The sequence below is a fragment of the Aeromicrobium sp. UBA7512 genome (assembly GCF_002476985.1).
GTDB classification, from domain to species: domain Bacteria; phylum Actinomycetota; class Actinomycetes; order Propionibacteriales; family Nocardioidaceae; genus Aeromicrobium; species Aeromicrobium phoceense.
Genome location: NZ_DLNK01000007.1, coordinates 648,753 through 674,508, shown reverse-complemented (window position 1 = coordinate 674,508; position 25,756 = coordinate 648,753). Strand labels below are relative to the sequence as shown.

Below are 25,756 nucleotides of genomic sequence, written 5' to 3'. Positions count from 1 at the left end.
TTGTCGCAGTTCAGCCTGCGGCGCCGGAGAGCAGGACGCGGCCGTCGTCGTCCAGGACCCGCCCCTGGCGCTTGACGCTGCGGACGATCGTGGCCCGGTCGAGCACCTGCCACCCCGGCACCTGCGCTGCGGCGGCGGCCTCGAAGTCGACGAGGTCCCCGAGTGCGCCGAACCGCGCGACGAGGGCGAGGTTGCCCGGAGCCACCACGGCGGCGCAGCGCACGACGCACGGGAACTCGCTCATCACGGGGCCGACGGCCCGCGGATCGTCGGCCCGGACCTCCAGCATCACCGCGCGGCCGGCGCCACCTGCCGAGGCCACCACGTCGCAGCCGAGGCGGATCGCGCGCGAGCGCAGCGCCCGGTCGAGCAGGCGGCGTGCCGTCGGCTCGGGCCGGTCGAGCCGGCGGGCGATGTCCGCGACGCTCATCCGCGGCTCCTCGACCAGGGCCTCGGTGAGCTGCTGGAGGACGTCGTCGTCAGGAGCGGACACGGGGCCGTCGGTGCGCCGGTCGAGCGCGAGCTCCTGATCGGCGGTCAGCGCTCCGAGACGCCACTGCGCGTCCTCACGGTGGACCGTGGCGATGAAGAAGACGCGCGTCATGAAGACGTCGGGGTCCGAGCCCACGAGGGCGTCGACGCGCTCACGCATCGCGCCGAGTCCGCGGCCGACCAGCACCACGGCGATGTCGTCCTCGCCGGCGAGGAGGTCGACCGCGTAGACCTCCTCCTCGGCGGCGATCCTCTCGGCGACCCGCACCTCCGAGCCGGGACGGACCTTCAGCTTCAGGACGACGGCGTCGCGGTCGGCCGCCAGCTGCTCCGCGCTCGGGCGGACCACGAACCAGGCGAGACGCTCGGCGACCAGGCGGTCCCACCGGCGGGCGGCAGTGGCCGGGTCGACGCCGATCGTGCGACCGATCGCGCTCCACGGCGCGCGCGGCGCCACCTGGAGGGCATGGACCAGGGCGAGGTCGATCTCGGGCAGCTCGGGAAGGCCCTGCCACGACGCGTACATGACTCCAGAGTATGGGTTGACGGTTTCACGCCGCATCTCGGTGGCGGATCGTCGCGATGATCAACATCACGCTGACGGAACCGGGCAATGCGTGCGTCCCGTCATTCCGGGAGATGCGCCGCGATGTCCCGCCGGTGGTGGGCCCCGCGGATCCGGACCAGATCTACCCCGGCGTACGCGCGACGTCGCGCCTCGTCGAGATCGGCACCCACGGCGGTGACCGACAGGACGCGTCCACCCGCCGTCACGAGGTTGCCGTCCTCGTCGATCTTGGTCCCCGCGTGGATCACGTCGACGCCCTCGAGCGCGTCGGCCTCGTCGACGCCGTCGATGCGGTCGCCCGTGACCGGCGACTCCGGGTAGTGCTCCGACGCGATGACCACCGTGACGGCCGACCCGTCGCGCCACTGCGGCAGGCCGACCTCGGCGAGCGTGCCGGTGGCCGCGCCGTGCAGCAGCGCCGACAGGGGTGTCCTCAGCAGCGACAGCAGGGCCTGGGTCTCGGGGTCGCCGAAGCGCGCGTTGAACTCGACCACGCGCATGCCCCGGCTGGTGAGGGCCAGGCCTGCGTAGAGCAGACCCTGGAAGGGGGTGCCGCGCGCGGCCATCTCCTTCACGGTGGGCAGCAGGACGCGCTGGGTCACGTCGCTCACGAGGTCGTCGGGCGCCCATGCGAGCGGCGTGTACGCCCCCATGCCGCCGGTGTTGGGCCCTTCGTCGCCGTCGAGGGCGCGCTTGAAGTCCTGGGCCGGCTGCAGCGGCAGCACCGTCGAGCCGTCGGTGATCGCGAACAGCGAGACCTCCGGACCGTCGAGGTACTCCTCGATCACGACGCGGGCGCAGGAGACGCCGTGGTCGAACGCGACCTGCCGGTCCTCGGTGACGACGACGCCCTTGCCCGCGGCGAGCGCGTCGTCCTTGACGACGTAGGGCGGGCCGAAGGTGTCGAGCGCATCGGCCACCTGTTCGGGGGTCTCGCACACCCGGGCCATCGCGGTGGGGACGTCGGCGGCGGCCATGACCTGCTTCGCGAACGCCTTCGAGCCCTCGAGCTGGGCCGCCTCGGCCGTGGGGCCGAAGCAGGCGATGCCGGCCTCCCGAACGGCGTCGGCGACGCCGGCCACCAAGGGCGCCTCGGGGCCGACGACGACCAGGCCGGCACCGATCCTCGTGGCGAGGTCGGCCACGGCCGCGCCGTCCAGTGGGTCGACCGGGTGCAGCGTGGCGACGGCCGCCATGCCCGGGTTGCCCGGGGCGGCGTGGACCTCGGTGACCTGGGAGTCACGGGAGAGGGCCAGGGACAGGGCGTGCTCGCGGCCGCCGGTGCCGATGACGAGAACCTTCACCCGTCGAGCCTAGCGGCGCCCGGCGCCGGCACCGATCACGACGGGGCGTCGGCGGAGCCGGCGGCGACCTCGCGAGCGAGCGCCACGAGGCCGTCCCACGGACGCGGCCCGTCGGTGCCGGTCAAGAACGAGGCCCACGTGAGGGGCTGCTCGACCGGGAGCGTGAGCTCGTCGAAGGCGCGGGTCCAGCCGGCCAGCAGCCGCTCGTCGTAGCGGCCGGAGGCCAGCAGGAACGAGGTGACCGCCGAGACGGTGCCGCGACGGTCCTCGTCGTCCTCGCGCAGCAGCTCGGCGAGGTCGGCGCCAAACCCCTCGGCGTCGAACTCGGGCCACGAGGCAGCCGCGTGCAGCCCGTCGCGCAGCAGGTCGGGCAGTCGGTCCCAGTCGGTGAGGTCCTCGCGGTGGGGTCCGAACGCGATCGTGGCCAGCGCCGCGACGACGCCGTGGGCCCCGATGGCCGCGAAGAAGCCCGCCATCGCCTCGGGACGCCGGTGCTGCCGCTCCAGCACCCGCATGAGGCGGGTGAAGCGCGCCGCCTGCTGCCGCGAGACGAGATCGGAGGGCGGGAGGACGTCAGTCATCGGCCACCTGGGACCTGCGGCCCGTGACGACGTCGCCCAGCGCCGCGACGACCTCCTCGAGGGTGAGCGGGACGAGCGAGACCTCGACCTCCTCGTTGCCGGTGCGGGGCGCGTGCTCGACGCGGTACCAGCCCTGGGCGCCCGCGTCGACGACGGTGACGGAGGCGTCGACGTCGCGCTCGGCCCAGTTGCCCGTCGCGCGCCAGGCCAGGCGCCACCCCTCGAGGATCGGATCGAGCGCCGCGTCACCGCTCGGGTCGACGCCGTCGAGCGTCATGGCCGCGTCGATGACCGTGGTGTTCGTGCCCACGGTGTCGCGGTCGTCGACGACCTCGCGGTCGAAGATCGCCAGCCACTGGCGCAGCTGGTCACGCAGCAGGCCGAGCTCGGTGGCCGTCACGACGACCGCGCCCTCGGCGTCGGGCGTGCTGGTGGTGGCGCGGCCGTCGGGCATCCAGCCGATGAACAGGGGCTTCAGGGTGGCGCCGTCGAAGCGCTCGACGACGATGCTGCGTGCCGGGCCCACCGCGACCTCGACCAGGCTCGCGGCCGTGGGATGGACGCCCGTGGAGGTCACGAGTCCCTCCTGGCGCAGGCGCGTGGGCGCGTCGCCCGGGCTGATCCGGCCCGCATGGACCTCGGCGAGCTTGATCAGGTCGTCGTAGCCGACGGTCAACTGCAGGAAGGTCTCGTCGAGTTTCGGCACGGTGGCTCCAGCGTTCGCAGGGGTGTCGTTCATGTCGTGATCAGTCCCAGAAGGTGAGCGTGTCGCCGACGTCGGACCAGGTGTCGCCGTCGGTGACGGTGTCCCAGGCGTTCGAGGCCGTCTCGCTGATCTCGTCCCAGTGGTCGACGACCTCGGCCCCCGCCCAGACCAGGCCGGTGGTCACGGCGATGGCGCCGGTGACCGGGTTCGGTGCGATCAGGAACGCGGTCGTGGAGGCGCTGAAGGCGGTCTCGGCGACGTCGGCGACGTAGCCCGCACCCTCGCGCTCGAACGCGTCGATCGGGTTGCCCTGCTGGATGAGGTTGTTGACCCCGACGGCGGTGCTGTAGACGCCGCCGACGATGCCCAGGCCGCGCATGAGGCCCAGTCCGCCGGGATTGCGCGCGAGCGGGTCGGCCCAGCCCGCGGTGGGGAACCGGGTGCCCGGTCCGGCCCACTTCGGCAGCTTGTTGAGCAGAGCGGTCGGCGGCGCGGCGTGCCGGCCGCCACCGGAGAGCATCCAGCGGGCCCACTCGCCGGTGCGCCCGCCGGCGTTCGCCATGCGGGTCAGCATCTGGCGGCCGACGAGGCCGGTCTGGAAGATCGGCGCGACACCCGTGGCCATCTTCTTCATCTTGCCCAGCGCCGCGGCGATCGAGATGAGCGGGAAGTCGTCGTCGTTGCCGAAGATGTTGCCGAACTCGGCGCCGAGGTACTCGCCCAGCAGGTCGTTGAGGGTGTCGTTGATGGCGCCGAGCGACATCGAGACCTTGCCCTCGCCCGACTCGTCGAGCAGCAGCGCGATGTCGGCGAGGCCTTTGAGCTTCTCGGCGGCGTCGTCCAGGAACGTCGCCTTGGCCTCGATGTTCTCCAGGCTCGGCAGCGCCACGGGGCTGGCCGACCTCGCCGAGGCGGCGTTCGAACGGATCTTGCTGGCGAGCTCCTCGGCGCGGGTGGCCGAGAGCGTCAGCTGGTCGTAGTCCATCTCCACGGTCATGAGCGCTGACTCTCCTTCAGTGCGGCCCACAGGGCGATGTGCTCGGGCGCCGCGAGCTTCGTCACGCGCGGCGCGATGAGGTCATACTCCCTGACGATCGACCACTCCGTCACCGCCACGTTGATCGGCGAGGCCCACCGGCGCGACGCCACGAGGACTCCGGCGTCGCAGCGCAGCGTCACCAGGTCGGGCAGCGAGCGACCGGTGTACTCCATCCCGGGCAGGACGAACCCCGCGTCGCCCGTGATGGTGTGCCGCTTCCGGCGGACCAGGCCGCCGGGACTGCCCTGCGCGGTGGTCACCGTGGCGACCCGCGCGCCGTTCAGGCTGACCGGGACGCCGTCGTCGAAGACGCTGCGCCACTGGTTCGCCTCGCGCTCGGCCGCGGGCCGGCGGTCCGTCACGTCGAGCTCGACGACCGCGTTTTCGACCGTGGCCTCGATCAGGCCGTCGCGCACCACGACGCGCACCGGACCCCACCGGGCCCGGCGGAACGCCTGCCACTCGAACCGCTTCTCCTCGTTCACACGTGCCCCCGTATGTGCCAGGTGTTTCAGGTCAGAGCAGGTCGTGCAGGACGACCGTCTCCTCGCGGTCGGGACCCACGCCGACGGCGCTGATCCGCGAGCCGCTGATCGCCTCGATCTCGCGCACGTACGACTGCGCGTTCGCGGGCAGGTCGGAGAGCTCCCGGGCGCCGCTGATGTCCTCGGACCAGCCCGGGAAGTACTCGAAGATCGGCTTCGCGTGGTGGAAGCCCGTCTGGGTCATCGGCATCTCGTCGACGCGCTCGCCGTCGACGTCGTACGCGACGCACACCGGGATCTGCTCCCAGCCGGTCAGGACGTCGAGCTTGGTCATCACGAAGTCGGTGACGCCGTTGATGCGGGCCGCGTAGCGGGCCACGGGCGCGTCGTACCAGCCGCAGCGGCGCGGGCGGCCCGTCGTCGTGCCGAACTCGCCGCCGTTCTCGCGCAGGCGGTCGCCGTCGGCGTCGAACAGCTCGGTGGGGAACGGGCCCTCGCCGACGCGGGTGGCGTAGGCCTTGACGATGCCGATCACGCGGGTGATCTCGGTGGGCGCGATGCCCGAGCCCGTGCACGCGCCGCCGGTGGTGGCCGACGAGCTGGTGACGAACGGGTAGGTGCCGTGGTCGACGTCGAGCAGCGTGGCCTGGCCGGCCTCGAGCAGCACCGTCTTGTCCTCGCGCAGGGCGTCGTGCAGCACGAGGGCGGTGTCGGCGACGAACGGCCGCAGGCGCTCGACGTGACCGAGCAGGGACTCCACGATCTCCTCGGCCGACACGGCGCGTCGGTTGTAGACCTTGGTGAGGATCTGGTTCTTGAGGTCGAGCGCGCCCTCCACCTTCGCGCGGAGGATCTTCTCGTCGAAGAGGTCCTGCACGCGGATGCCGAGGCGGTTCATCTTGTCGGCGTAGGTCGGGCCGATGCCGCGGCCGGTGGTGCCGATCTTGCGGCTGCCGAGGAAGCGCTCGTTGACCTTGTCCAGCGTGCGGTTGTAGTCGGCGATGATGTGCGCGTTGGCGCTGACGAGCAGGCGCGAGGTGTCGATCCCACGCGCGTTCAGGCCGTCGATCTCCTGGAAGAGCACGTCGAGGTCGATGACGACGCCGTTGCCGATCACCGGCACGCAGCCCGGGGTGAGGATGCCGCTCGGGAGCAGGTGCAGTGCGTACTTCTCGTCACCGATGACGACGGTGTGGCCGGCGTTGTTGCCGCCGTTGAACTTCACGACGTAGTCGACGCGGCTGCCCAGGAGATCGGTCGCCTTGCCCTTGCCCTCGTCACCCCACTGGGCTCCGACGATCACGACTGCGGGCATGCGAGCCACCCCTCCACCAGACGGAAAGCCCCGCTACGGGGGCTCTTACTCGTCGATCCTACCGAGAAGCGAGCGTCGCGGGGGCACAGGCCCGCGACCCGGGGGGCCATGAGCGCCTGCCAAATGAGACATCCGCACGAGTTCGTTCCGAGTGATGGACGTCACGGATTCCTGCAGTAGCCTTCCCGTAACTGCTCGTGTAACGGTGAGTTGCAGTGGGACTCCCCCGGGCCCAACGGCACTCGAAGGAGGACTCCCTTGCATCCCCATCGCCTGACGCTCGTCCCGGCGGGAGACATCCACCTCTGGGTGCCCCGCTCCTCGACGCTGCGCGCCTTCGCCACCGCTCCGCCGGACCCGCGCCCCGTCACCCCCGACCAGCAGCGCCGCCTCGACATCGCCAGCCTCCCGCGCCACGTCGACGACGAGGTCAACCCGTGGATCGGCCTGCGCGCCACGCTGCACGGTGCCGACTTCGTCTCGCTCGCGGGCACGCTGCGCCGGTTCTGCGCCCGCCACGAGAGCCTGCGGTGCATGTTCGTCCGCCGCGACGACGGCAGCTACGAGCGCCGCATCGTCGACGCCGAGCTGATCGGCTTCCAGCCGCGCCACGTGGGGCACTTCGCCGATCCCGGCGAGGCGTTCGACGCGGTGATGGCCGAGCTGGACGACCTCACCGGGCCGCTGTCGTGGCCCGCCGCCACGGTGATCACCGTGACCGACGAGAACGGCGACATCACCGTCTTCGCCGCCTTCGACCACGTGACCTTCGACGGCTACAGCGCCTATCTGACGATGGGCGAGCTCAAGCTGCACCTCGAGGCCGAGCTGAACCACGCGCCGCTGCCGACCCCCGTGGGCAGCTACGTGGACTTCGCCGTCGAGCAGCGCGCCATCCAGGACGCCATCACGGTCGACAGCCCGGCCCTCGAGCCCTGGCGGCGCGCCGCCGACGCCACCGGCAACCTGCCCGGCCTGCCCCGGGGCACGGGCGTCCGCCGTGGTGACCTGATCCAGCACCGGATGCGCTACCCGACCTTCGCCGGTCCCCGCCTGAGCAAGGCCTTCCACCGGTGGTGCGAGCGCAACGACGTCCCGCCCGCGCTGGCCTTCACGGCGGTGCTGCTGCGCGCCATGGTCGCCGAGGAGCCCGACGATCGCCTCACCGTGCTGATGTCGACGCACAACCGGCACCGGCAGGAGTGGCACCAGGCCATCGGCTGGTTCTCCGGGATCGTGCCGATGACGGTCGACATGGGCCGCGACCTCCCCCTCACCGAGCTGGCCCGGCGCACGGCGGAGGCGTGGCAGTTCGCCCGCACCGCCGAGACGATCCCGCTGCCGCTGGCCAACCAGCTGCTCGGCACCACGATGCGGCCCGCCGCGGTCGTGTCGTTCCTGGACTCGCGCCACTGCCCCGGGCGCGACGGCTGGGAGGAGATGGACTCCACCGTCTTCCTGGGCGAGGTCGAGCCCAGCGACGAGATGCACCTGTGGGTCAACTCGATGCCGTACGGCACCGAGCTGGTCCACCGCACCCCCGACACCCCGCCCTGCATCGAGTGGCTCGACCGCGTGATGAACCGGATGCGGGAGCAGATGGTGGCGGTCACGCGTGAGGTCAACGATCCGACGGAGGCACTGGCATGAGGATGACCCGCATCGAGGAGCTCGACACCATCGACGGTGACGTGTTCCTGCTCCGCCCGTCCGAGGAGTCATACGCGGCCCTCGCGGTCGCGCCCGCGAACGAGCACCGGCCCTCCTACATGCAGGACCAGCACCTGCGGCTGCGCCGGGCGATGGAGCGGGTGGGCTCGGCCGACGCCAATTGGCTCGGCCTGTGCTTCGACGTCCCTGGCCCGCTCGACGTCGATGCCCTGCAGCGCGCGGCCACGACGTGGGTCCGCCGGCACGAGGTCCTCTGGGGGACCTTCCGGGACAACCCCGACGACCCTGACGGCGAGATGACCCGCCATGCGGTCGCCCCCGAGGACATGACGCTCACCGTCACGCCGCTCGGCTCGCACCCCGGGCCGGACGTGAACAACGTGCTGCTCAAGCACTTCAGCGACGCCGTCGACCCGATCGACAACTTCGGCTACGCGATCGCGGGCGTCTCCGGCGACGACACGTCCACCATCTTCTGCGGCTTCGACCACTGCTACGGCGACGGCTTCAGCGTCCTGCTGGGCTACATGGAGCTCTCCCAGCTGTACGCCAACGAGACCGGCGCCGAGCACGTCGACCTGCCCCCGGTGAAGGGCTACATGACGTACGCGCAGGAGGAGCGCGACGCCGCGCAGCAGTACGACATCGAGCACCCGTCGATGCAGTTCTGGGCCGACTACGCGATGGACGGCGTGGTCGCGAAGGACGGATTCCCCATGGACCTCGGGATCGCCGAGGGCGAGCGGTTCTGGCTGATCCCCATGGACTACGACATCCTCAGCGCCGAGGAGTGCGACCGGCTCGAGGCCATCGCCAAGGAGGAGGAGGCCACGTTCCCGTCGGTCGTCTACGCCTCGTTCGCGCTGGCGGCGCGTGACCTCGCCGGCCGGAGCGCGTACCGGTTCTTCAACCCCGTCGCGACGCGCGACACCGCCGAGACGCTCGTGACGATGGGCTGGATGATCAACGTCCTGCCCATCCACATCCCGGTCGGACCCGAGGACACGCTCTTCGAGGTCGCCCGCGACGTGCGCCGGAAGTTCCGCGAGGCCCGCGTCTGCGAGCCGGTGCCGGCACTGCGGGTCATGGAGGTCGTCCAGGAGGTCTTCGGCTTCTCGCTCGAGGACACCCACCGGCCGGCGATCGTGTCCTACCTCGACGGCCGGATGATCCCCGGCCAGGAGAAGTGGGCGCAGGACCGCTTCCACGGGACCACCGGCCAGGGCTACGACGACAACGTGAACGTGTGGATCAACCGCACGCCCACCGAGCTCTACGTCATGTGCAGCGTCCCGCAGACGCCCACGGCCGTCGAGAACGTCAACGCGTTCTTCACGTACGCCTCGAACCTCCTGCGAGGCGCGCTCACCCGCTAACGTCAGAGGGGTGAACTCCTGGCTGGCGGTCAGCAACGCGAATGCGGGCACCTCCGACGAGGAGGTCATCGCCCGGGCGCTCTCGGCCCTGCGCGAGGTCGCCGACGTCGACCACGTGGCGACCGAGGACCCCGACGACCTGGCCGCGGCCCTGGCGAAGCACCCCGACGTCGACCTGGTGATCTCCATGGGCGGGGACGGCAGCCTGCACGCGGTCGTCCAGGCGCTGCACGACGCCGGCCGGCTGCCGGGCACCCCGGTGGGTCTCGTCCCGCTGGGCACGGGCAACGACTTCGCCCGGACCCTCGACCTGTCCACCGATCCCGTGGTGGCCGCCCGCGACCTGGCCAACGGCTCGGTCCGGCCGATCGACCTGATCCTGGACTCCACGGGGCGGGTCGTGGTGAACGCGGCGCACGTGGGCATCGGCGCCGAGGCCGCCGCGCGGGCCGAGCCCGTCAAGCCGGCGCTCGGTCCGATCGCCTACGTGCTCGGGGCGATCTCGACCCTCTTCAGCCGCAGCGCCGACGTGCACGTGACCATCGACGACCGCACGCTCAGCGGTCGCGTGGCCCAGGTCGCGGTCGGCAACGGGCGCTTCGTGGGCGGCGGCGGCGAGCTGCTGCCGCACGCCATCGTCGACGACGGGGCCATGGACGTGGCCGTCGCGTTCGCGGCCCGGCTGCCCCAGCGGATCGCCTACGCCCTGCACCTGCGCCGCGGCACCCACCCGGGCGCCGACTTCGTGCACTACACGCGGGCCCAGTCGGTGCGGGTGGAGGGCGAGCCCGTGCGCTGCACGACCGACGGCGAGCTCTCCGACCCGCGCCGGGAGCACGGGTGGGAGCTGCACGCCGGCGGCCTCGCGATGCGCCTTCCCGACTGAGTCAGCCCACGAGCGCGTCGTAGCCCTCGCGGCTCGACTCGCGCAGGAACTCGCGGCAGCGGTGCGCCTCCTCGACGTCGCCGAGCCGCTCGCTGGCGGTGGCCAGGACGGCGAGGGCGTGGAGGAATCCGCGGTTGGCCTCGTGCGACCACGGCACCGGGCCGTGCCCGCGCCAGCCGTTGCGGCGCAGCGAGTCCAGGGAGCGGTGATAGGCCGTGCGCGCGAACGCGTAGCCCTCGAGATGACGGTCCTCGGCGAGCGCGGCGTCGGCCAGGCGCGCCCAGGCGGCCACCGAGTCGGGGTGACGCTCGGCGACCTCCTCGGGGGGCGCTCCCTCGGCCAGCAGGGCCGCGCCCGGGTCCTCGGGCAGCAGGGTCTCGGGCGGTTCTCCCAGAAGGTTGGTCATGGTGAGCCAGCCTAGACGGGCGACCCCATCAGGACCGCTGGTGCGTGTGCGCGATGTAGACGTCGCACGGTGCGTGCGCGGCCACGTCCCGGGCGATGCTGCCCAGGATCCGGGCCAGGCCCTGCACGCGCTTGTTGCCCACGACGATGACGTCGACGTCGAGCTCCTCGGCCGCACGGACCAGCGCGTCGGCGGGGTTGCCCTCGGCGGCGCCGTACGTCACCTCGAGCTCGGGGAACTCGCGGCGGATCCCCGCGAAGACGTCGCTCGCCACACCCTGGGCCGCCTGCTCGCTCGTGATCAGCAGCTCCTCGGAGCCGACGTCGATCCGCTCGGCCTCGAAGCTGCCGTACGCCGAGAGCACGTGCAGTCGGGCGCCCATCGCAGCGGCGAGCTCGGCCGCCTTGCGCGCCGCGGCGGCCGCGGGCTCGGTGTTGTCGACGCCGGTGAGGACGATCTTCGCCATGGTTTCCCCTTCATCACGCCGAGCTCGGACGCCCGGATGCCATTTCGGATCCTAGTCGCCGGCGGGGGCGCCGGCCCGGCCCGGGGGCGCGCGGTCCCGGCCACCGAGACCCGGTCCGGACGCGACGACGGCGGGGACGAAGCCGTCCCCGCCGTCGTTCGGTGCGTCAGTGCGTGCCGGCGCTGCGCAGGTTCTCGCAGGCCTCGACGACACGCGCCGCCATGCCGGCCTCGGCGGCCTTGCCCCACGCGCGGGGGTCGTAGGCCTTCTTGTTGCCGACCTCGCCGTCGACCTTCAGGACGCCGTCGTAGTTCTGGAACATGTGACCGACGACCGGGCGCGTGAACGCGTACTGGGTGTCGGTGTCCACGTTCATCTTCACGACGCCGTAGTCGACCGCGGCGCTGATCTCCTCGGGCAGCGAGCCCGATCCGCCGTGGAAGACGAAGTCGAAGGGGCGGTCCTGGCCGAACTTCGCGGCGACGGCGTCCTGCGCGGCCTTGAGCACCTCGGGACGCAGCTTCACGTTGCCCGGCTTGTAGACGCCGTGCACGTTGCCGAACGTCAGCGCGGTGAGGTACCGGCCGTTCTCGCCCAGGCCGAGCGCCTCGACCAGCGCGATGGCGTCCTCGGGGGATGTGTAGAGCTTGTCGTTGATCTCCGCCTCGACACCGTCCTCCTCGCCGCCGACGACGCCGATCTCGACCTCGAGGATGATGTTCGCGGCGTGCGCCTTGGCCAGCAGCTCCTGCGCGATCTCGAGGTTCTCGGCGAGCGGCACGGCCGAGCCGTCCCACATGTGCGACTGGAAGTACGGCAGGTCGCCGCCCTTGACCCGCTCGGCCGAGGCCTCGAGCAGCGGACGAACGAAGCCGTCGAGCTTGTCCTTGGGGCAGTGGTCGGTGTGCAGCGCCACGTTGATCGGGTACTTCTTGGCGACCTCCTGCGCGAACGCGGCGAACGCCAGCGAGCCGGAGACCATGTTCTTGACGGTGGGGCCGGAGAAGTAGTCGGCGCCGCCGGTGGAGACCTGGATGATCCCGTCGCTGCCGGCCTCGGCGAAGCCGGCCAAGGCGGCGTTCAGCGTCTGCGAGGACGAGACGTTGATCGCGGGGTAGGCGAAGGAGTTGTTCTTCGCCTTGTCCAGCATCTCTGCGTAGACCTCGGGAGTGGCGACGGGCATGGGTCCTCCTGTGGGAACTCGTGTTGCGGGTCAGTATTCCACCGACGCGAGGTCGGCATGCTCACGGATCCAGGCGTGCATCGTGATCGCGGCGGCAGCACCCGCGTTGATCGATCGGGTCGAGCCGAACTGGGCGATCGCGACCAGGCGCTCGCACACCGCGGCGGCCTCGGGCGTGAGGCCCGGACCCTCCTGGCCGAACACCAGGACGGCGTCGCGCGGGAGGTTCGTCGTCTCCAGCGGGACGGCGCCGGGCAGGTTGTCGACGCCGACCACGGTGAGTCCCGACTCGGCCGCCCACGCGGCGAACGCGGCGACGTCCTCGTGGTGGTGCACGTGGACGTAGCGGTCGGTGACCATCGCCCCGCGGCGGTTCCAGCGGCGCTTGCCGATGATGTGCACGCCGCCGACGTTGAACGCGTTCGCGGTGCGCACGATCGAGCCGATGTTGAAGTCGTGCTGCCAGTTCTCGATCGCGACGTGCAGGCGGTGGCGCTGGAGGTCGAGGTCGGCGACGATCGCCTCCACGGTCCAGTAGCGGTAGCGGTCGACGACGTTGCGGGTGTCCCCCTCGCGCAGCAGCTCGGGATCCAGGCGCGGGTCGTCCGGCCAGGGGCCCTGCCACGGGCCGACGGTCACGACACCCCGTACTGCTCGCGGTACGCGCGGACGGCCGGCAGGTGCTCGGCGTACCGGCCGGACTCCTCGAGGTACTCGATGATGTCGTCGAAGGTGACGATGGACGTCACCGTGATCCCGTGGTCGCGCTCGACCTCCTGGATCGCGGAGAGGTCGCCCGTGCCGCGCTCGCGGCGGTCGACGGCCACGACCACGCCCGCCACCTCGGCGTCGAGGGGCTCGACCAGTGCGATGACCTCGCGGATGGCGGTGCCGGCGGTGATGACGTCGTCGATCACCAGCAGCCGGCCGCGCGGGGCGGCGCCGACGAAGAGGCCGCCCTCCCCATGGTCCTTGGCCTCCTTGCGGTTGAAGCACCACGGCACGTCGCGGTCGTGGTCCTGGGCCAGCCGCACCGCCGTCGCCGCGGCGAGCGGGATGCCCTTGTAGGCGGGGCCGAGCAGGACGTCGAACTCGGGTCCGGCGCCCGCGATCGCGTCGGCGTAGAACCCGCCGAGCGCCGACAGCCGTGCGCCGGTGTCGAACGCGCCCGCGTTGAAGAAGTACGGCGACGTGCGCACCGACTTCAGCGTGAACTCGCCGAAGCGCAGGACCTCGTGCTCGAGGGCGAACTCGATGAAGCGGCGCTGGTAGTCGTGCACCCCGCCAGCGTAGGGGGCCTAGGTGCCCGGCTTCCGCTCGGAGGAGGCGAGGTCGCCCACGACGACGCTGCGGTCGTCGGTGTGGAACAGCTCGGAGCAGGTGACGAGTGTGATGACGCGCTCGGTGGCGGGCTCCCCCTCCGCGTCGGGGTCGGGGACGGGCCACAGCGGCCAGGACGTCGTGAACGGCACGCGGATCTCGTCGCCGTCCTGGCGCAGGACGTAGGTGTGGACGTGCGTGCGGGTCTCCACGACGACCTCGTCGCCCGCGCGCAGGTCGAGGAACTTGCGGAACGGCTCGCCGTGCGTGACCCGGTGGCCCGAGAGCACGAGGTTGCCCACGCGGCCCGGCTGGGCGCTCTCCTCGTGCCGGCCCACGCCCTTCGCGAGGGTGGCGTCGTCGTCGCCGTCGAGGATCGGCACCTCGAAGTCGGATCCGAAGCGCTTGATCCGCAGCAGGCCGACCCCGGCGATGGGATCCTCCTGGGCCTTCCAGGCCTCGGAGATCTCGCCGCGGATGCGCTCGTGGTCGCGCTGGGCGACGACGTTCGTGCCCCAGTACTGCCAGCCCACCCAGCCCAGGATCCCCACACCGGTCAGCACCAGCACGAGGCCGAGCACCAGCACGACGCGGGAGCCGACGGAGCGCGTGGAGGCGGAGGACACGTCACCATTGTCCCGGGGCCGGCCACGCACGCGAACCGGACTCCGCGATCTCTTCGGCGAAGTTCGCGATTTCGCTCCGGCGGTTGGGGGCCCCATGTATTCTGGAGGAGCAGGTTCGGGGAGCTCTTGAGCCGTCGTTCCTGCCGTCGGCCCGCCGTTTCACCCCCCGAGAACGGCGGGCCGACCTATGTCCTCCCCCTGCTACCTCCGAAGATCCGATGGGCCCCGCTATCGTCGATCAGGTGAGCAGGCGCAGCGCTCGACTCGATGGAATCGGCACCACGATCTTCGCGGAGATGAGTGCCCTGGCCACGCAGACCGGCGCGATCAACCTCGGTCAGGGCTTCCCCGACGAGGACGGCCCCGAGGTGATCCGGCAGGCGGCGCGCGACGCCATCACCGCGGGCCACAACCAGTACGCACCCGGCACCGGCATGGCACCCCTGCGCGAGTCGATCGCCCGGCACCAGCACCGCTTCCACGGCATCGAGCTCGACCCGGCGCGAGAGGTGGTGGTGACCACCGGCGCGACCGAGGCCGTCGCGGCCGCGCTGCTCGGGCTGGTGAATCCCGGCGACGACGTGCTCGTGCTGGAGCCCTACTACGACTCCTACCGCGCCGTGATCCAGATGGCCGGCGCCCGCCACGTCGCGGTGACCGTGCGCGCTCCCGACTTCCGGCTGCCGGTGGACGAGCTGCGCGCCGCGGTCACGCCGCGCACCACCGCGATCGTCCTCAACACACCGCACAACCCGACCGGGACGGTGCTGACGCCGCAGGAGCTGGCCGCCGTCGCCGAGGTGGCCATCGAGCACGACCTGGTCGTCGTGTCCGACGAGGTCTACGAGCATCTCGCGTTCGCGCGGCCGCACGTGCCGATCGCGACACTGCCGGGCATGGCCGAGCGGACGCTCACCGTCAGCAGCGCCGGGAAGACCTTCTCCTTCACCGGTTGGAAGATCGGCTGGGCGACCGGACCGGCCGACCTCGTGGACGCCCTCATGGGTGCGAAGCAGTTCCTCACCTACACCTCCGGCGCGCCGTTCCAGCCGGCGATCGCCACGGCACTCGACCTGCCCGACGAGTTCTTCACCGACCTGCGCGACGGGCTGCGCAAGCGTCGCGACCTTCTCTGCACCGGGCTGTCCGACGCGGGCTTCGACGTCTTCATCCCCGAGGGGACCTACTTCGCGACGACCGACGTGGCGCCCCTCGGCTTCTCCGACGGCCTCGAGTTCTGCCGCACGCTGCCCCGTCTCGCCGGCGTCGTCGCCGTCCCGCACCAGGTGTTCCACGACGACCGGCCCGACGGCTCGAACCCCGGACGCACCCTCGTCCGCTGGGCGTTCTGCAAGCGCACCGAGGTGCTCGAGGAGGCGGTCGCGCGCCTGCGCGCGCTGCGCTCGAACTGAGACGATCGTGCAACTCCCGTTTGCATGTGGCCTGCCTCACACCTAGAGTCACGCCAACGGCATCTCGTAGGGGGACTCTCGTGTCACGACGGCTCAAGGCATTCCTGGTGGCGGCGCTCGGCGCCCTGGTCCTGGTCACCGGAGGGACCGGAGCCTCTGCCGAGTCGGGCTGGTGGGTCGCGACCAGCACCCCCTCCCCCGAGTCCGAGGTCAACGCGACCGGCGAGCCGATGCGCGGCACGGGGCCCGGCGGCGAGGTGAGCGGCTTCATCGACGCCCACACCCACATGTTCATGGACCTCGGCATGGGTGGGAACGCGGTCTGCGGCTCCACCTGGAGTGAGAAGGGCATCGCGGACGCGCTCAAGGACTGCGACCGTCACGGCGTCTCGATCCTGGAGAACCTGACGAACTCCGGTGCCGGCCGCGGCCCCCTCGACGCGCACGACACGGTCGGCTGGCCCACGTTCAAGGACTGGCCGACCTACTCCTCCTTCACGCACCAGCAGATGTACTACAAGTGGGTCGAGCGCGCGTGGCGCGGCGGCCAGCGGATCATGGTGAACGACATGGTCTCCAACCCGGGACTGTGCCCGATCCTCGGTGTCATCGCCGGCCCCAACAAGTACAGCTGCGACGACATGGACACCGTCCGTCGCCAGATCAAGGCCACGTACGACCTGCAGGCGTTCGTCGACCGGCAGTTCGGCGGCGCCGGCAAGGGCTGGTACCGCGTCGTCACCACGCCGGAGCAGGCCCGTGCGGTCGTGGCCGACGGCAAGCTGGCCGTCGTCCTCGGCGTCGAGGTGTCCGAGCCGTTCGGCTGCAAGCAGGTGCTCGGCGCGCCGCAGTGCACGAAGGCCGACATCGACCGGGGCCTCGACGAGCTCCAGGGCAAGGGCGTCTCGAGCATGTTCCTGTGCCACAAGTTCGACAACGCGCTGTGCGGCGTGCGCTACGACGAGGGCACGGCCGGGCTGCTGGTGAACGCCGGTCAGTTCCTGACCACGGGCACCTGGTGGAACCCCGCGACGTGCCGCGAGGGCGAGGTCGCCGACAACACCGTGATCGGCGGTGTGCTGCCCAGCGAGATCGCGAGCGTCCCGGGCCTGCCCGCGGTGCTGCCGGTCTACCCGAAGGGGCCGCACTGCAACCCGCGCGGCCTCACCGAGCTCGGCGAGTACGCCCTGCGCGGGATGATCAAGCGCAACATGATGGTCGAGCTGGACCACATGAGCGCCAAGGCCGCCGGCCGCGCCCTCGACATCCTCGAGGCCGAGGCCTACCCCGGCGCCCTCTCGACCCACGACTGGCTGTCGACGGCGTACATGGACCGGCTCTACGGCCTCGGCGGCTTCGCGACGCAGTACGGGCACACGGCCACCGAGTTCGCGACGCAGTGGCGCGAGACGAAGCCGATGCGCGACAAGTACGGCGTCGCCTACGGCTACGGCACCGACATGAACGGCTTCGGCGGCACCGCCGCGCCGCCCGAGGACGGCGCGAAGATCTCCTACCCGTTCACCGGCGTCGACGGCACGGTCTTCGACCGGCAGGTCACCGGTGAGCGCACGTGGGACTACAACGCCGAGGGCGTCCCGCACTACGGTCTCGTCCCCGACTGGATCGAGAGCCTGCGCACCCTGGCCGGGTCCGCGATCGTCGACGACCTCGCCGCCGGGTCGGAGTCCTACCTGCAGACGTGGGGCGCCACCTCCGACTTCCAGCCGGGCGCCAACCTCGCGCGCGAGGCGATCGCGTCGGCCAGCTCCACCGAGTGGAACCTGCTGACGGACCTGAAGCCCGGTCGCGCGATCGACGGCAAGCTCTCGACCCGCTGGGCCAGCAAGTACGGCCAGGACGACGCCTGGTTCCAGGTGGAGCTGCTGTCGGTGCGCCCGGTCAGCAAGGTCACGATCGAGTGGGAGAGCGCGTACGCGCGCCAGTACCGCGTGCAGACCTCCCTCGACGGGAAGCAGTGGCGCGACGTGGCCGTCGTCGGCTCCGGCAACGGCGGGCTCGACACCGTGAAGTTCGCGCCGAGCTCGGCGCGGTTCGTGCGGATGCAGGGCGTCGAGCGGGCGACGCGCTACGGCTACTCGATCAAGGAGTTCGGCGCGTTCAGCTGAGATCGCTGAGGGCAGAGGACCGCCCCAACCTCCCGATGGTGGTTGGGGCGGCGAGAGGCCGGTGCTGCTCCGGCCACCACCCGGGCCGAAGCACCTGGGCAGTGCCATCAACCTACAGGCGGCGTTCAAACCAACCTGAGGCGGGGCTCATGTTCGGGGACGTGCGCGCTCGGGCCGACGGCGAGCCCAACCGGCGCGGAATGACGAAGGCGCGGACTCTGCCAGTGCAGAAACCCGCGCCATTCCAATGATTCTGGTGGAGCCGCCTGTCAGAATCGAACTGACGACCTTCTCATTACGAGTGAGATGCTCTACCGACTGAGCTAAGGCGGCGCGATCCGGCGAGGATCACCCGCCGAACCAAGTGTGGACTATACCGCCTCGGCCCAGCGGGACGGAAACCCGGGTTCTGTCCGTATGATCGGCCGCGTGGACGCACCGACCCAGGCCGAGCTCGACGACATCCGTGCCAGCATCGACAACATCGACGCGGCCCTCGTGCACCTCCTGGCGGAGCGGTTCAAGTGCACCAAGCGTGTGGGGAGGCTGAAGGCCGAGCACGACCTCCCGCCGGCCGATCCCGAGCGCGAGTCGCGCCAGATCGAGCGGCTCCGCTCGAAGGCGCTGGAGGCCGACCTCGACCCCGCGTTCGCGGAGAAGTTCCTCAACTTCATCATCAGCGAGGTCATTCGGCACCACGAGGCCATCCGCGACTGAGCGCTGGGAGTGACGTTCGCGGGGTGCTCCACGGCGTGTCACCCCCGCGAACGTCACTCCCAGCGCTTCCCGCAGGTCACTCCTTGCAGACCGTGCCGTCCTTCGGGACGGTGCCGCCGAAGTAGGCGTCGACCGCCTCGCGGATGCAGGAGTTCCCCGAGGTGTAGGCCGTGTGGCCGTCGCCCTCACGGGTGAGCAGGACGCCTGAGTCGAGCTGGTCGGCCATCGCCTCGGACCACTCGTACGGGGTGGCCGGGTCGCGCGTGGTGCCGACGACCAGGATCGGCGGGGCGCCCTCGGCGGTGACCGCCTGCTGCGGGTGCTCGCCCTTGATCGGCCAGTCGTGGCAGGCCATGACACCCCAGCCCAGCGACGCCCCGAACACCGGGGACACGTCGCGGAACTGCGGGATGAGGGCCTTCGTCCGCGCGGCGTCGGGCGCGTCGTCGGAGTCGAGGCAGTTGATCGCGTAGATGACCTGCCCGGAGTTCGAGCCGAAGGACCCGTCGGGCTTGCGGTCGAAGTAGGTGTCGCTCAGCACGAGCATCACCGTGGGGTCGCCCTTGACGAGTCCACGCAGCGCGCTGGTGAGGTACGGCCACGACTCCTGGGAGTACAGCGCCATGGCGATGCCGTAGAAGGCGGGGCCCTCGGTCAGCAGCCGGCCTCCCGGCGCCTCGAGGGGATCCTTGCTGAGCTGGCCCATGAGCGTGGTGATCGTGGACATGCCCTCGCTCACCGAGTCGCCGACCGGGCACTCGTCCTCGTCGAGGCAGGAGGCGAGGTAGGCCTCGAGCGCGGCCTGGAAGCCGGTGGCCTGCCCCAGTCCCTGACCCGCCGCGTCGAGGGTGACGTCGACGGCCCCGTCGAGGACCATCTTGTCGACCTTCTCGGGGAACAGGTCGGCGTACGTGGCACCCAGCTGGGTGCCGTAGGAGAAGCCGAACCAGCGCATCGTCTCCTGGCCCAGCACGGCGCGGGCGATGTCGTGGTCGCGGGCGGCCTCGTCGGTGGAGACGTGGGCGGAGAGCTCGCCGGACTTCTCGCGGCAGGCGGTGCCCATCTCCTCGACCGAGCGCGTGAGCGCGGCGACGCCCGCCTCGTCGTCGGGGTCGGGATCGGTGTCGATGAAGGCGTCGAACCGCTCGTCGGAGAGGCACTCCAGGGGCGTGCTCTCGCCGACGCCGCGCGGGTCGACGCCGATCACGTCGTTGGTGCGGCGCAGGTCGTCGGGCAGCTCGCTCGCGAGGTAGCCGACGAAGTCGAGGGCCGAGCCGCCCGGACCGCCGGGGTTCGTGAAGATCGCGGACTCGCGGTCGCCGGTGGCCGGGACGCGGCGCACGGCCAACCGCAGCGTCTCGCCGTCGGGACGGGCGTAGTCGACCGGGACCTCGATCGTGGTGCAGCGGTCGTCGCGGCAGTCGCGCCACGTGGGCTCCTGCGCGTAGAACCGCTCGAGGCCGGCCGGTGCCGCCTCGCCCGTGGGCTTCGGGTCGGGAGCCGGGCGGTCGACGAGGAACAGCGCGCTGACCGCGCCCGCCACCAGCGCGACCACGAGCACGGAGACCAGCGCGATCACGGTGATGCGCTTCATCCGAGGAACCTCGACATCATGTGCTCGAGCGCCAGCTGGGGCGCCGCGTTGGCCTGGAGCGCGTCGCGGCACGCCACGATCGCGTCGATCGACGCCAGCGTGCCTTCGGGCGTGGTGCGCGCCGCCATGGTGGCGATGTCGTCGGCGACGTCGGCGTTGATCGCATCGGCGCCCGTGCCGAGCTGCAGCGTCAGTACGTCGCGCTGGAAGGAGAGCAGGTCGAGCAGCACGCCGTCGATGGCGTCGCGCGCCATCCGCTTGCGGCGCCGCTCCTGCTCCTTCGTGAGCGAGGACAGCGCGCCCGCGTACCCGGCAGGGCGGCGACCCCGCTCCTCGACGCCCCACGACTCCTGGAGGTTCGACAGCTCGCGGGCGTCGAGCACGTCGCAGCGCTCCTTGGCCCGGGCGTTGGCCTCCTGGTCGATCCGCTGGGCGGCGCGGAAGCAGTCGCCGAGACCGCGCAGCCCGACCGGCAGCGACAGGATCTCGGCCCGCCGGCGACGCGCCTCGGGGTCACGCGCGAGTCCGCGTGCCCGGCCGATGTGTCCCTGCGCGGCGGCGGCCGCCCGCCGGGCGACCTCCAGCTCGATGCCGTCGCGCTCGTGCAGCAGCCGGGCGATCGCCGAGGCCGGAGGGGTGCGCAGGAGCACGGGACGACACCGCGAGCGGATCGTCATGATGACGTCCTCCACGGCGGGGGCGCACAGCAGCCACACGGTGCCCGACGCCGGCTCCTCGATCGCCTTGAGCAACGCGTTGGCGGCCTGGTCGGTGAGCCGGTCGGCGTCCTCCACCACGAGGATCTGGTAGCGACCCTGCGAGGGGTGCAGCGCCGCGCGCCGGACCGCGTCGCGGGCCGCGTCGACACCGATGCTCAGTCCGTCGGTGTTGATGACGGCGATGTCGGGATGGCTTCCGGCCGCGGCGGTGACGCACGACCGGCACGTGCCGCAGCCGCCGTTCTCGCACTGCAGCGCGGCGGCGAAGGCGATCGCGGCGTTGGAGCGCCCAGATCCGGGCGGTCCGGTGAACAGCCAGGCGTGGGTCATCTGCCCGGCCACCGCGGAGCCCAGGGTGGCGACGACGTCGTCCTGCCCGACGAGCTCGGCCCAGACGGGAGCGGTCACGCCTCGGCTCCTCGGGCCTGGGCCAGCCACGGCCCCACGGCGGCGACGACCCGGTCGTGGATCGCCTCGGGCGACTCGCTCGCGTCGAGCACGACGTAGTGCTCGGGATCGGCCGCGGCGAGGTCGAGGAAGTGCTGGCGCACGCGCTCGTGGAACTCCACCGGCTCGCCCTCGATCCGGTCGGGCTCGCCGGCCCGGCCCAGGCCGGTCCGCGGGTCGACGTCGAGCACGACCGTGAGGTGCGGACGGAGATCGGCCGTGGCCCACCGGGCCAGCGACTCGAGCTCACCGACGTGCAGCGCCCGCCCGGCCCCTTGATAGGCGAGGGTGGAGTCGACGTAGCGGTCGGTGATGACGACGGTGCCGTCGGCCAGGGCCGGCAGGATCAGGGTGTCGACGTGCTCGGCCTTGTCGGCGGCGTAGATCAGGGCCTCGGTGCGGGGCGAGAGGTCGCCGGTGGCCGGGTCGAGCACGATCGAGCGCAGCATCGCGCCGACTCCGGTGCCCCCGGGCTCACGCGTGAGCAGCGCGGTCTTGCCCTGGGACTGGACCCACGTGGCGAGCAGGCGCGACTGGGTGGACTTGCCCGATCCCTCGCCGCCCTCGAAGGCGACGAAGACGCCGACCTCGGTGACGAGGGGGTCGTCCGTTGGCTGCATGGGGCGAGCCTAGTCGGCGCTGCCGACACCCGGACCGATGGTGGGCGGGACCTGCGCTACCGGTCGGTCTCGAGGTCGGGGCCGAGCAGGAAGCTGTGCGTGAAGCCGGCGATCGCCGCGCCCAGCACCGGCGCGAGGATGAAGATCCACACCTGCATGAGGGCATCGCTGCCGGCGAACCAGGCCACGCCCAGCGACCGTGCGGGGTTCACCGAGGTGTTGGAGACCGGGATGCTGATGAGGTGGATCAGCGTCAGCGCCAGGCCGATCGACAGACCCGCGAAGCCGACGGCCGCGCGCTTGGCCGTGGCGCCGAGGATCACGTAGAGGAAGACCGCCGTCAGCACGACCTCGATGAGTGCGACCGACATCAGGTTGTAGCCCATCGGCGAGCGGTCGTCGTAGCCGTTCGTGGCGAAGCCCGACTCGACCGCGTCGAACCCGCCGTCGATGCCCTGCGCGATCACGAGCAGGACCGCGCCGGCCACGGTGGCACCCGCCACCTGCGCGACGACGTAGCCCGGCAGGTCCTTCCAGTCGAAGCGCTTGGCCATCGCGAGTCCGACGGACACCGCCGGGTTGAAGTGGCCGCCGGAGACGTGTCCGAAGGCGTAGGCGCCCGTGAGCACGGTGAGGCCGAAGGCGAAGGCGACGCCCAGCCAGCCCACCCCGACCGCCATCTGCGCATCGACCGGGATGGCGGTGGCGGCGAAGATCGCCGTGCCACAGCCACCGAAGACCAGCCAGAAGGTGCCGAGTGCCTCGGCGCCCAGCCGTTGAGCCATCGTGTACGTCGGGATCTCGGTCATGACCTGCTCCGATCGGCGAAGATTGCCTTCACCGTAGGGCACGAGCGAGGTCGCGGGCGAGACCTTGGCCCGCGCCCGGGTCAGGACTTCTTCGCGGCCGGCTTCTTCGTGGTCTTCTTCGCGGCCGTCTTCTTGGCCGTGGTCTTCTTCGCGGCCGGCTTCTTCGTGGCCTTCTTCGTCGTCTTCTTGCCGCCCTTCTTGGCGGGCCCCTTCGCGCGACGCTCGGCCAGCAGCTCCACCGCACGCTCGTGCGTCAGGGTGGCGATGTCGTCGTCCTTGCGCAGCGTGGCGTTGTACTCGCCGTCGGTGACGTAGGCGCCGAAGCGGCCGTCCTTCGCCACGATCGGCTGGCCGCTCGTCGGGTCCTCGCCCAGCTCCTTGAGCGGAGCGGCGGCAGCGCGACGTCCGTAGGTCTTGGGCTGCGCGTAGATCGCGAGGGCCTCCTCCTCGGTGATCGTGAGCAGCTGCTCCTCGCTCTCCAGCGAACGCGAGTCGGTGCCCTTCTTCAGGTAGGGCCCGTAGCGACCGTTCTGCGCCGTGATCTCCTGGCCCTCGGCGTCGGTGCCGACCACGCGCGGGAGCGTCAGCAGGCGCACCGCGTCCTCGAGGGTGACCGAGTCGAGGTCCATCGACTTGAACAGGCTCGCCGTGCGCGGCTTCGCGCTCTTCTTCGCGTCCTCGGGCAGCGCCTCGGTGACGTACGGGCCGTAGCGGCCGTTCTTGGCGACGACCTCCAGGCCGGTCTCGGGGTGGGTGCCCAGCACCTTCTCCATGCCGGCCGGGGTGGCCAGCAGCTCCTTGGCCTTCTCGAGTGTGAGCTCGTCCGGCGGCAGGTCCTCGGGCACGTTGGCGCGCGTGGGCTGCTCGCCGCCGTCCTTCGCCGCGACCATCGGCGGGCCCTCGACGTACGGGCCGTAGCGGCCGACGCGCACGGCGATGCCCTCGCCGAGGTCGAACGTGGCCAGGCCACGCGCGTCGATCTCGGGGAGGTTGTCCACCAGCCGCTTCAGGCCGGTGTCGTTCTCGTTCTCGCCGGCCCAGAAGGCCTCGAGGACGGACACGCGGTTCTCGCGGCCGTGCGAGATCTCGTCGAGCACGCCCTCGAGCTCGGCGGTGAACTCGTACTGCACGAGGCGCGGGAAGTGCTGCTCCATCAGCCGGATCACGCTGAACGCGACCCAGGCCGGCACCAGCGCCGTGCCCTTCTTGTAGACGTAGCCGCGGTTCTGGATCGTGTTGACGATCGAGGCGTAGGTGGAGGGACGGCCGATCTCACGGTCCTCCAGCTCCTTGATCAGGCTGGCCTCGGTGTAGCGCGCCGGCGGCTTCGTCTGGTGGCCCGCGGCCGCCAGCTCGACCGCGGTGACGCGGTCGCCCTCGGAGAGGTTGGGCAGCTTGGTCTGCTGGTCGTCGCCCTCGGCGTCGGGGTCCTCGGTGGACTCGACGTACGCCTTGAGGAAGCCGTGGAAGGTGATGGTGCGGCCGGATGCACCGAACTCGACGTCGCGGCCGTCCTCGGTGGCCGCGCCGATGCGGATCGAGACCGAGTTGCCCTTCGCGTCGGCCATCTGCGAGGCGATCGTGCGCTTCCAGATCAGCTCGTACAGCTTGAGCTCGTCGCCGGAGAGTCCGGTCTCCTTCGGGGTGCGGAAGCTCTCGCCCGCGGGACGGATCGCCTCGTGCGCCTCCTGGGCGTTCTTGACCTTGGAGGTGTAGACGCGGGGGCTGTCGGGCAGGTAGTCGGCTCCGTAGAGCTCCTTGACCTGGGCACGGGCGGCCTTGAGCGCCGTCTGCGAGAGCGTGACCGAGTCGGTGCGCATGTAGGTGATGTAGCCGCCCTCGTACAGCTTCTGGGCGATCGACATCGTGCGCTGGGCGCCGAAGCCGTGCTTGCGCGAGCCCTCCTGCTGCAGCGTGGTGGTGCGGAACGGCGCGTAGGGCCGGCGCGTGTAGGGCTTGGACTCCACCGAGCGGACCGCGAACTCACGACCCTCCAGGGCGGTGGCCAGGCCGGCGGCCGTGGGCTCGTCGAGGTGGACGACGTCGCCCTTCAGGGTGCCGGTGCTGTCGAAGTTCGAACCCGAGGCGACGCGCTTGCCGTCGACCGTGGCCAGCTTCGCCGGGAAGCGCGAGGGCTCCAGGTCGCAGCCGAAGGTGGCCTCGAGATCCCAGTAGGAGGCGGTGCGGAAGGCCATCCGGTCGCGCTCGCGCTCGACGACGAGACGGGTGGCGACGGACTGCACGCGGCCGGCGGACAGGCCGCTCATGACCTTCTTCCACAGGACCGGGCTGATCTCATAGCCGTAGAGACGGTCGAGAATGCGGCGGGTCTCCTGCGCGTCGACGAGGTCCTGGTCGATGTCGCGGGGGTTGGCGATCGCGCGGTCGATCGCCTCCTTCGTGATCTCGTTGAAGGCGATGCGCTTCACCGGGACCTTCGGCTTGAGCTCGTCGAAGAGGTGCCACGCGATGGCCTCGCCCTCGCGGTCCTCATCCGTCGCCAGGACGAGCTCGTCGGCGTCCTTCAGCAGCCGCTTCAACTCGGTGATCTGCTTCTTCTTCTCGGCGGGGACGACGTAGACCGGCTCGAACCGGTTGTCGACGTCGACGCCCAGCCGGGCCCAGGCCTCACCCTTGTACTTGGCGGGGATCTGGTCGGCTCCCTGCGGCAGGTCGCGGATGTGACCGACCGAGGAGGAGACGACGTAGCCGTCGCCCAGGTAGGCAGCGATGCTGCGCACCTTGTTGGGCGACTCGACGATCACCAGTGATGTCACGTTGGGTTCCTCCGAGCAGGCCTGATGGGGATGTGGGGCCGTGGGAGGCCCACCGTAGCGCCTCCTGTCAACCATTTTTCTCACCGCCCTCAGGCGTGGAAGAATCCC

Annotated in this window: 24 protein-coding genes and 1 tRNA gene; 6 read left to right on the top strand and 19 right to left on the bottom strand. The window is 71.2% G+C overall.

What is annotated here, in order from left to right:
• Nucleotides 1–10: 10 nt before the first annotated feature.
• From B2363_RS14140 to B2363_RS14110, 7 genes are all read right to left on the bottom strand, one after another.
• Complete coding sequence (locus tag B2363_RS14140) at nucleotides 11–1,018, bottom strand: Lrp/AsnC family transcriptional regulator (RefSeq protein ID WP_286930949.1); 1,008 nt, start codon at nucleotides 1,016–1,018, stop codon at nucleotides 11–13.
• 101 nt (nucleotides 1,019–1,119) lie between these two features.
• Nucleotides 1,120–2,364: a phosphoribosylamine--glycine ligase gene (gene purD / locus B2363_RS14135; protein WP_286930948.1), complete on the bottom strand. Its 1,245-nt coding sequence runs from the start codon at nucleotides 2,362–2,364 to the stop codon at nucleotides 1,120–1,122.
• A 35-nt stretch (nucleotides 2,365–2,399) separates the two neighbouring features.
• Nucleotides 2,400–2,945 (bottom strand): hypothetical protein, encoded by a 546-nt coding sequence (locus B2363_RS14130; protein ID WP_181753212.1) that lies wholly within the window; start codon nucleotides 2,943–2,945, stop codon nucleotides 2,400–2,402.
• Nucleotides 2,938–3,684, bottom strand: a complete 747-nt coding sequence (locus B2363_RS14125) for a hypothetical protein (RefSeq protein WP_181753213.1) — start codon at nucleotides 3,682–3,684, stop codon at nucleotides 2,938–2,940. The genes B2363_RS14130 and B2363_RS14125 overlap by 8 nt, the downstream gene beginning before the upstream one ends.
• A 7-nt stretch (nucleotides 3,685–3,691) precedes the next feature.
• A complete protein-coding gene (locus B2363_RS14120; protein WP_286930945.1) occupies nucleotides 3,692–4,648 on the bottom strand; it encodes a hypothetical protein in 957 nt (318 codons plus the stop codon).
• Entirely contained in the window at nucleotides 4,645–5,175 is a 531-nt protein-coding gene (locus B2363_RS14115; RefSeq protein WP_286930943.1) for a hypothetical protein, read from the bottom strand. The genes B2363_RS14120 and B2363_RS14115 overlap by 4 nt, the downstream gene beginning before the upstream one ends.
• A 31-nt stretch (nucleotides 5,176–5,206) precedes the next feature.
• A complete protein-coding gene (locus B2363_RS14110; RefSeq protein WP_286930941.1) occupies nucleotides 5,207–6,490 on the bottom strand; it encodes an adenylosuccinate synthase in 1,284 nt (427 codons plus the stop codon).
• Nucleotides 6,491–6,748: 258 nt separating this feature from the next.
• Here B2363_RS14110 and B2363_RS14105 point away from each other — a divergent pair, with 258 nt between their 5' ends.
• Genes B2363_RS14105 through B2363_RS14095 form a run of 3 tightly spaced genes read left to right on the top strand, consistent with a single transcriptional unit; the run spans nucleotide 6,749 to nucleotide 10,423 of the window.
• Nucleotides 6,749–8,140 (top strand): condensation domain-containing protein, encoded by a 1,392-nt coding sequence (locus B2363_RS14105; RefSeq protein ID WP_286930940.1) that lies wholly within the window; start codon nucleotides 6,749–6,751, stop codon nucleotides 8,138–8,140.
• On the top strand, nucleotides 8,137–9,537 hold the full coding sequence (locus tag B2363_RS14100) for a condensation domain-containing protein (protein WP_286930939.1): 1,401 nt from the start codon (nucleotides 8,137–8,139) through the stop codon (nucleotides 9,535–9,537). The genes B2363_RS14105 and B2363_RS14100 overlap by 4 nt, the downstream gene beginning before the upstream one ends.
• Nucleotides 9,538–9,547: 10 nt before the next feature.
• Complete coding sequence (locus B2363_RS14095; protein WP_286930938.1) at nucleotides 9,548–10,423, top strand: diacylglycerol/lipid kinase family protein; 876 nt, start codon at nucleotides 9,548–9,550, stop codon at nucleotides 10,421–10,423.
• Nucleotide 10,424: 1 nt separating this feature from the next.
• On the opposite strand, the gene B2363_RS14090 is transcribed toward B2363_RS14095, so the two are convergent.
• The 6 genes from B2363_RS14090 to B2363_RS14065 form a co-directional block, all read right to left on the bottom strand.
• Nucleotides 10,425–10,829, bottom strand: coding sequence for a DUF3151 domain-containing protein (locus B2363_RS14090; RefSeq protein ID WP_286930937.1), 405 nt, complete (start codon nucleotides 10,827–10,829; stop codon nucleotides 10,425–10,427).
• Between the two features lie 28 nt (nucleotides 10,830–10,857).
• Nucleotides 10,858–11,295 (bottom strand): universal stress protein, encoded by a 438-nt coding sequence (locus B2363_RS14085; RefSeq protein WP_181753230.1) that lies wholly within the window; start codon nucleotides 11,293–11,295, stop codon nucleotides 10,858–10,860.
• Nucleotides 11,296–11,461: 166 nt separating this feature from the next.
• Nucleotides 11,462–12,478 (bottom strand): class II fructose-bisphosphate aldolase, encoded by a 1,017-nt coding sequence (gene fbaA / locus B2363_RS14080; RefSeq protein WP_286930935.1) that lies wholly within the window; start codon nucleotides 12,476–12,478, stop codon nucleotides 11,462–11,464.
• A 30-nt stretch (nucleotides 12,479–12,508) separates the two neighbouring features.
• Nucleotides 12,509–13,117 carry a TrmH family RNA methyltransferase gene (locus B2363_RS14075; protein WP_286930933.1) on the bottom strand — a complete coding sequence of 203 codons (609 nt, stop codon included), beginning with the start codon at nucleotides 13,115–13,117 and terminating at the stop codon, nucleotides 12,509–12,511.
• On the bottom strand, nucleotides 13,114–13,758 hold the full coding sequence (pyrE, locus tag B2363_RS14070; RefSeq protein WP_286930931.1) for an orotate phosphoribosyltransferase: 645 nt from the start codon (nucleotides 13,756–13,758) through the stop codon (nucleotides 13,114–13,116). Before pyrE ends, B2363_RS14075 begins: the two co-directional genes overlap by 4 nt.
• An 18-nt stretch (nucleotides 13,759–13,776) precedes the next feature.
• Nucleotides 13,777–14,424, bottom strand: coding sequence for a sortase domain-bontaining protein (locus B2363_RS14065; protein ID WP_286930929.1), 648 nt, complete (start codon nucleotides 14,422–14,424; stop codon nucleotides 13,777–13,779).
• 242 nt (nucleotides 14,425–14,666) lie between these two features.
• Here B2363_RS14065 and B2363_RS14060 point away from each other — a divergent pair, with 242 nt between their 5' ends.
• Nucleotides 14,667–15,836 carry a pyridoxal phosphate-dependent aminotransferase gene (locus B2363_RS14060; protein ID WP_286930926.1) on the top strand — a complete coding sequence of 390 codons (1,170 nt, stop codon included), beginning with the start codon at nucleotides 14,667–14,669 and terminating at the stop codon, nucleotides 15,834–15,836.
• A gap of 80 nt (nucleotides 15,837–15,916) precedes the next feature.
• Nucleotides 15,917–17,965, top strand: coding sequence for a discoidin domain-containing protein (locus B2363_RS14055; RefSeq protein WP_286930925.1), 2,049 nt, complete (start codon nucleotides 15,917–15,919; stop codon nucleotides 17,963–17,965).
• A 257-nt stretch (nucleotides 17,966–18,222) separates the two neighbouring features.
• On the opposite strand, the gene B2363_RS14050 is transcribed toward B2363_RS14055, so the two are convergent.
• Nucleotides 18,223–18,298: transfer RNA gene (locus B2363_RS14050), tRNA-Thr, on the bottom strand.
• Nucleotides 18,299–18,382: 84 nt separating this feature from the next.
• On the opposite strand from B2363_RS14050, the gene B2363_RS14045 reads away from it, so the two are divergent.
• Nucleotides 18,383–18,682 carry a chorismate mutase gene (locus B2363_RS14045; RefSeq protein ID WP_078699451.1) on the top strand — a complete coding sequence of 100 codons (300 nt, stop codon included), beginning with the start codon at nucleotides 18,383–18,385 and terminating at the stop codon, nucleotides 18,680–18,682.
• Nucleotides 18,683–18,758: 76 nt separating this feature from the next.
• Here the strand turns inward: B2363_RS14045 and B2363_RS14040 are convergent, their stop codons facing one another.
• From B2363_RS14040 to topA, 5 genes are all read right to left on the bottom strand, one after another.
• Entirely contained in the window at nucleotides 18,759–20,276 is a 1,518-nt protein-coding gene (locus B2363_RS14040; RefSeq protein WP_286930924.1) for an alpha/beta hydrolase, read from the bottom strand.
• The gene (locus B2363_RS14035; RefSeq protein WP_286930923.1) at nucleotides 20,273–21,403 is read right to left on the bottom strand and encodes a DNA polymerase III subunit delta'; all 1,131 of its coding nucleotides are present in this window, start codon (nucleotides 21,401–21,403) and stop codon (nucleotides 20,273–20,275) included. The genes B2363_RS14040 and B2363_RS14035 overlap by 4 nt, the downstream gene beginning before the upstream one ends.
• On the bottom strand, nucleotides 21,400–22,062 hold the full coding sequence (gene tmk / locus B2363_RS14030) for a dTMP kinase (protein ID WP_286930922.1): 663 nt from the start codon (nucleotides 22,060–22,062) through the stop codon (nucleotides 21,400–21,402). The genes B2363_RS14035 and tmk overlap by 4 nt, the downstream gene beginning before the upstream one ends.
• A gap of 56 nt (nucleotides 22,063–22,118) precedes the next feature.
• Nucleotides 22,119–22,871 carry an aquaporin Z gene (gene aqpZ, locus B2363_RS14025; RefSeq protein WP_286930921.1) on the bottom strand — a complete coding sequence of 251 codons (753 nt, stop codon included), beginning with the start codon at nucleotides 22,869–22,871 and terminating at the stop codon, nucleotides 22,119–22,121.
• 80 nt (nucleotides 22,872–22,951) lie between these two features.
• Nucleotides 22,952–25,648, bottom strand: coding sequence for a type I DNA topoisomerase (gene topA, locus B2363_RS14020; protein WP_286930920.1), 2,697 nt, complete (start codon nucleotides 25,646–25,648; stop codon nucleotides 22,952–22,954).
• Between the last annotated feature and the right edge of the window lie 108 nt (nucleotides 25,649–25,756).

Coding starts and splice junctions, on each gene's coding strand:
- B2363_RS14120 (WP_286930945.1), bottom strand. CDS start 4,648: ATGACCGTGGAGATGGACTACGACCAGCTGACGCTCTCGGCCACCCGC.
- fbaA (WP_286930935.1), bottom strand. CDS start 12,478: ATGCCCGTCGCCACTCCCGAGGTCTACGCAGAGATGCTGGACAAGGCG.
- B2363_RS14100 (WP_286930939.1), top strand. CDS start 8,137: ATGAGGATGACCCGCATCGAGGAGCTCGACACCATCGACGGTGACGTG.
- aqpZ (WP_286930921.1), bottom strand. CDS start 22,871: ATGACCGAGATCCCGACGTACACGATGGCTCAACGGCTGGGCGCCGAG.
- B2363_RS14140 (WP_286930949.1), bottom strand. CDS start 1,018: ATGTACGCGTCGTGGCAGGGCCTTCCCGAGCTGCCCGAGATCGACCTC.
- B2363_RS14040 (WP_286930924.1), bottom strand. CDS start 20,276: ATGAAGCGCATCACCGTGATCGCGCTGGTCTCCGTGCTCGTGGTCGCG.
- tmk (WP_286930922.1), bottom strand. CDS start 22,062: ATGCAGCCAACGGACGACCCCCTCGTCACCGAGGTCGGCGTCTTCGTC.
- B2363_RS14125 (WP_181753213.1), bottom strand. CDS start 3,684: ATGAACGACACCCCTGCGAACGCTGGAGCCACCGTGCCGAAACTCGAC.
- B2363_RS14045 (WP_078699451.1), top strand. CDS start 18,383: ATGATCGGCCGCGTGGACGCACCGACCCAGGCCGAGCTCGACGACATC.
- B2363_RS14130 (WP_181753212.1), bottom strand. CDS start 2,945: ATGACTGACGTCCTCCCGCCCTCCGATCTCGTCTCGCGGCAGCAGGCG.
- B2363_RS14085 (WP_181753230.1), bottom strand. CDS start 11,295: ATGGCGAAGATCGTCCTCACCGGCGTCGACAACACCGAGCCCGCGGCC.
- B2363_RS14110 (WP_286930941.1), bottom strand. CDS start 6,490: ATGCCCGCAGTCGTGATCGTCGGAGCCCAGTGGGGTGACGAGGGCAAG.
- B2363_RS14090 (WP_286930937.1), bottom strand. CDS start 10,829: ATGACCAACCTTCTGGGAGAACCGCCCGAGACCCTGCTGCCCGAGGAC.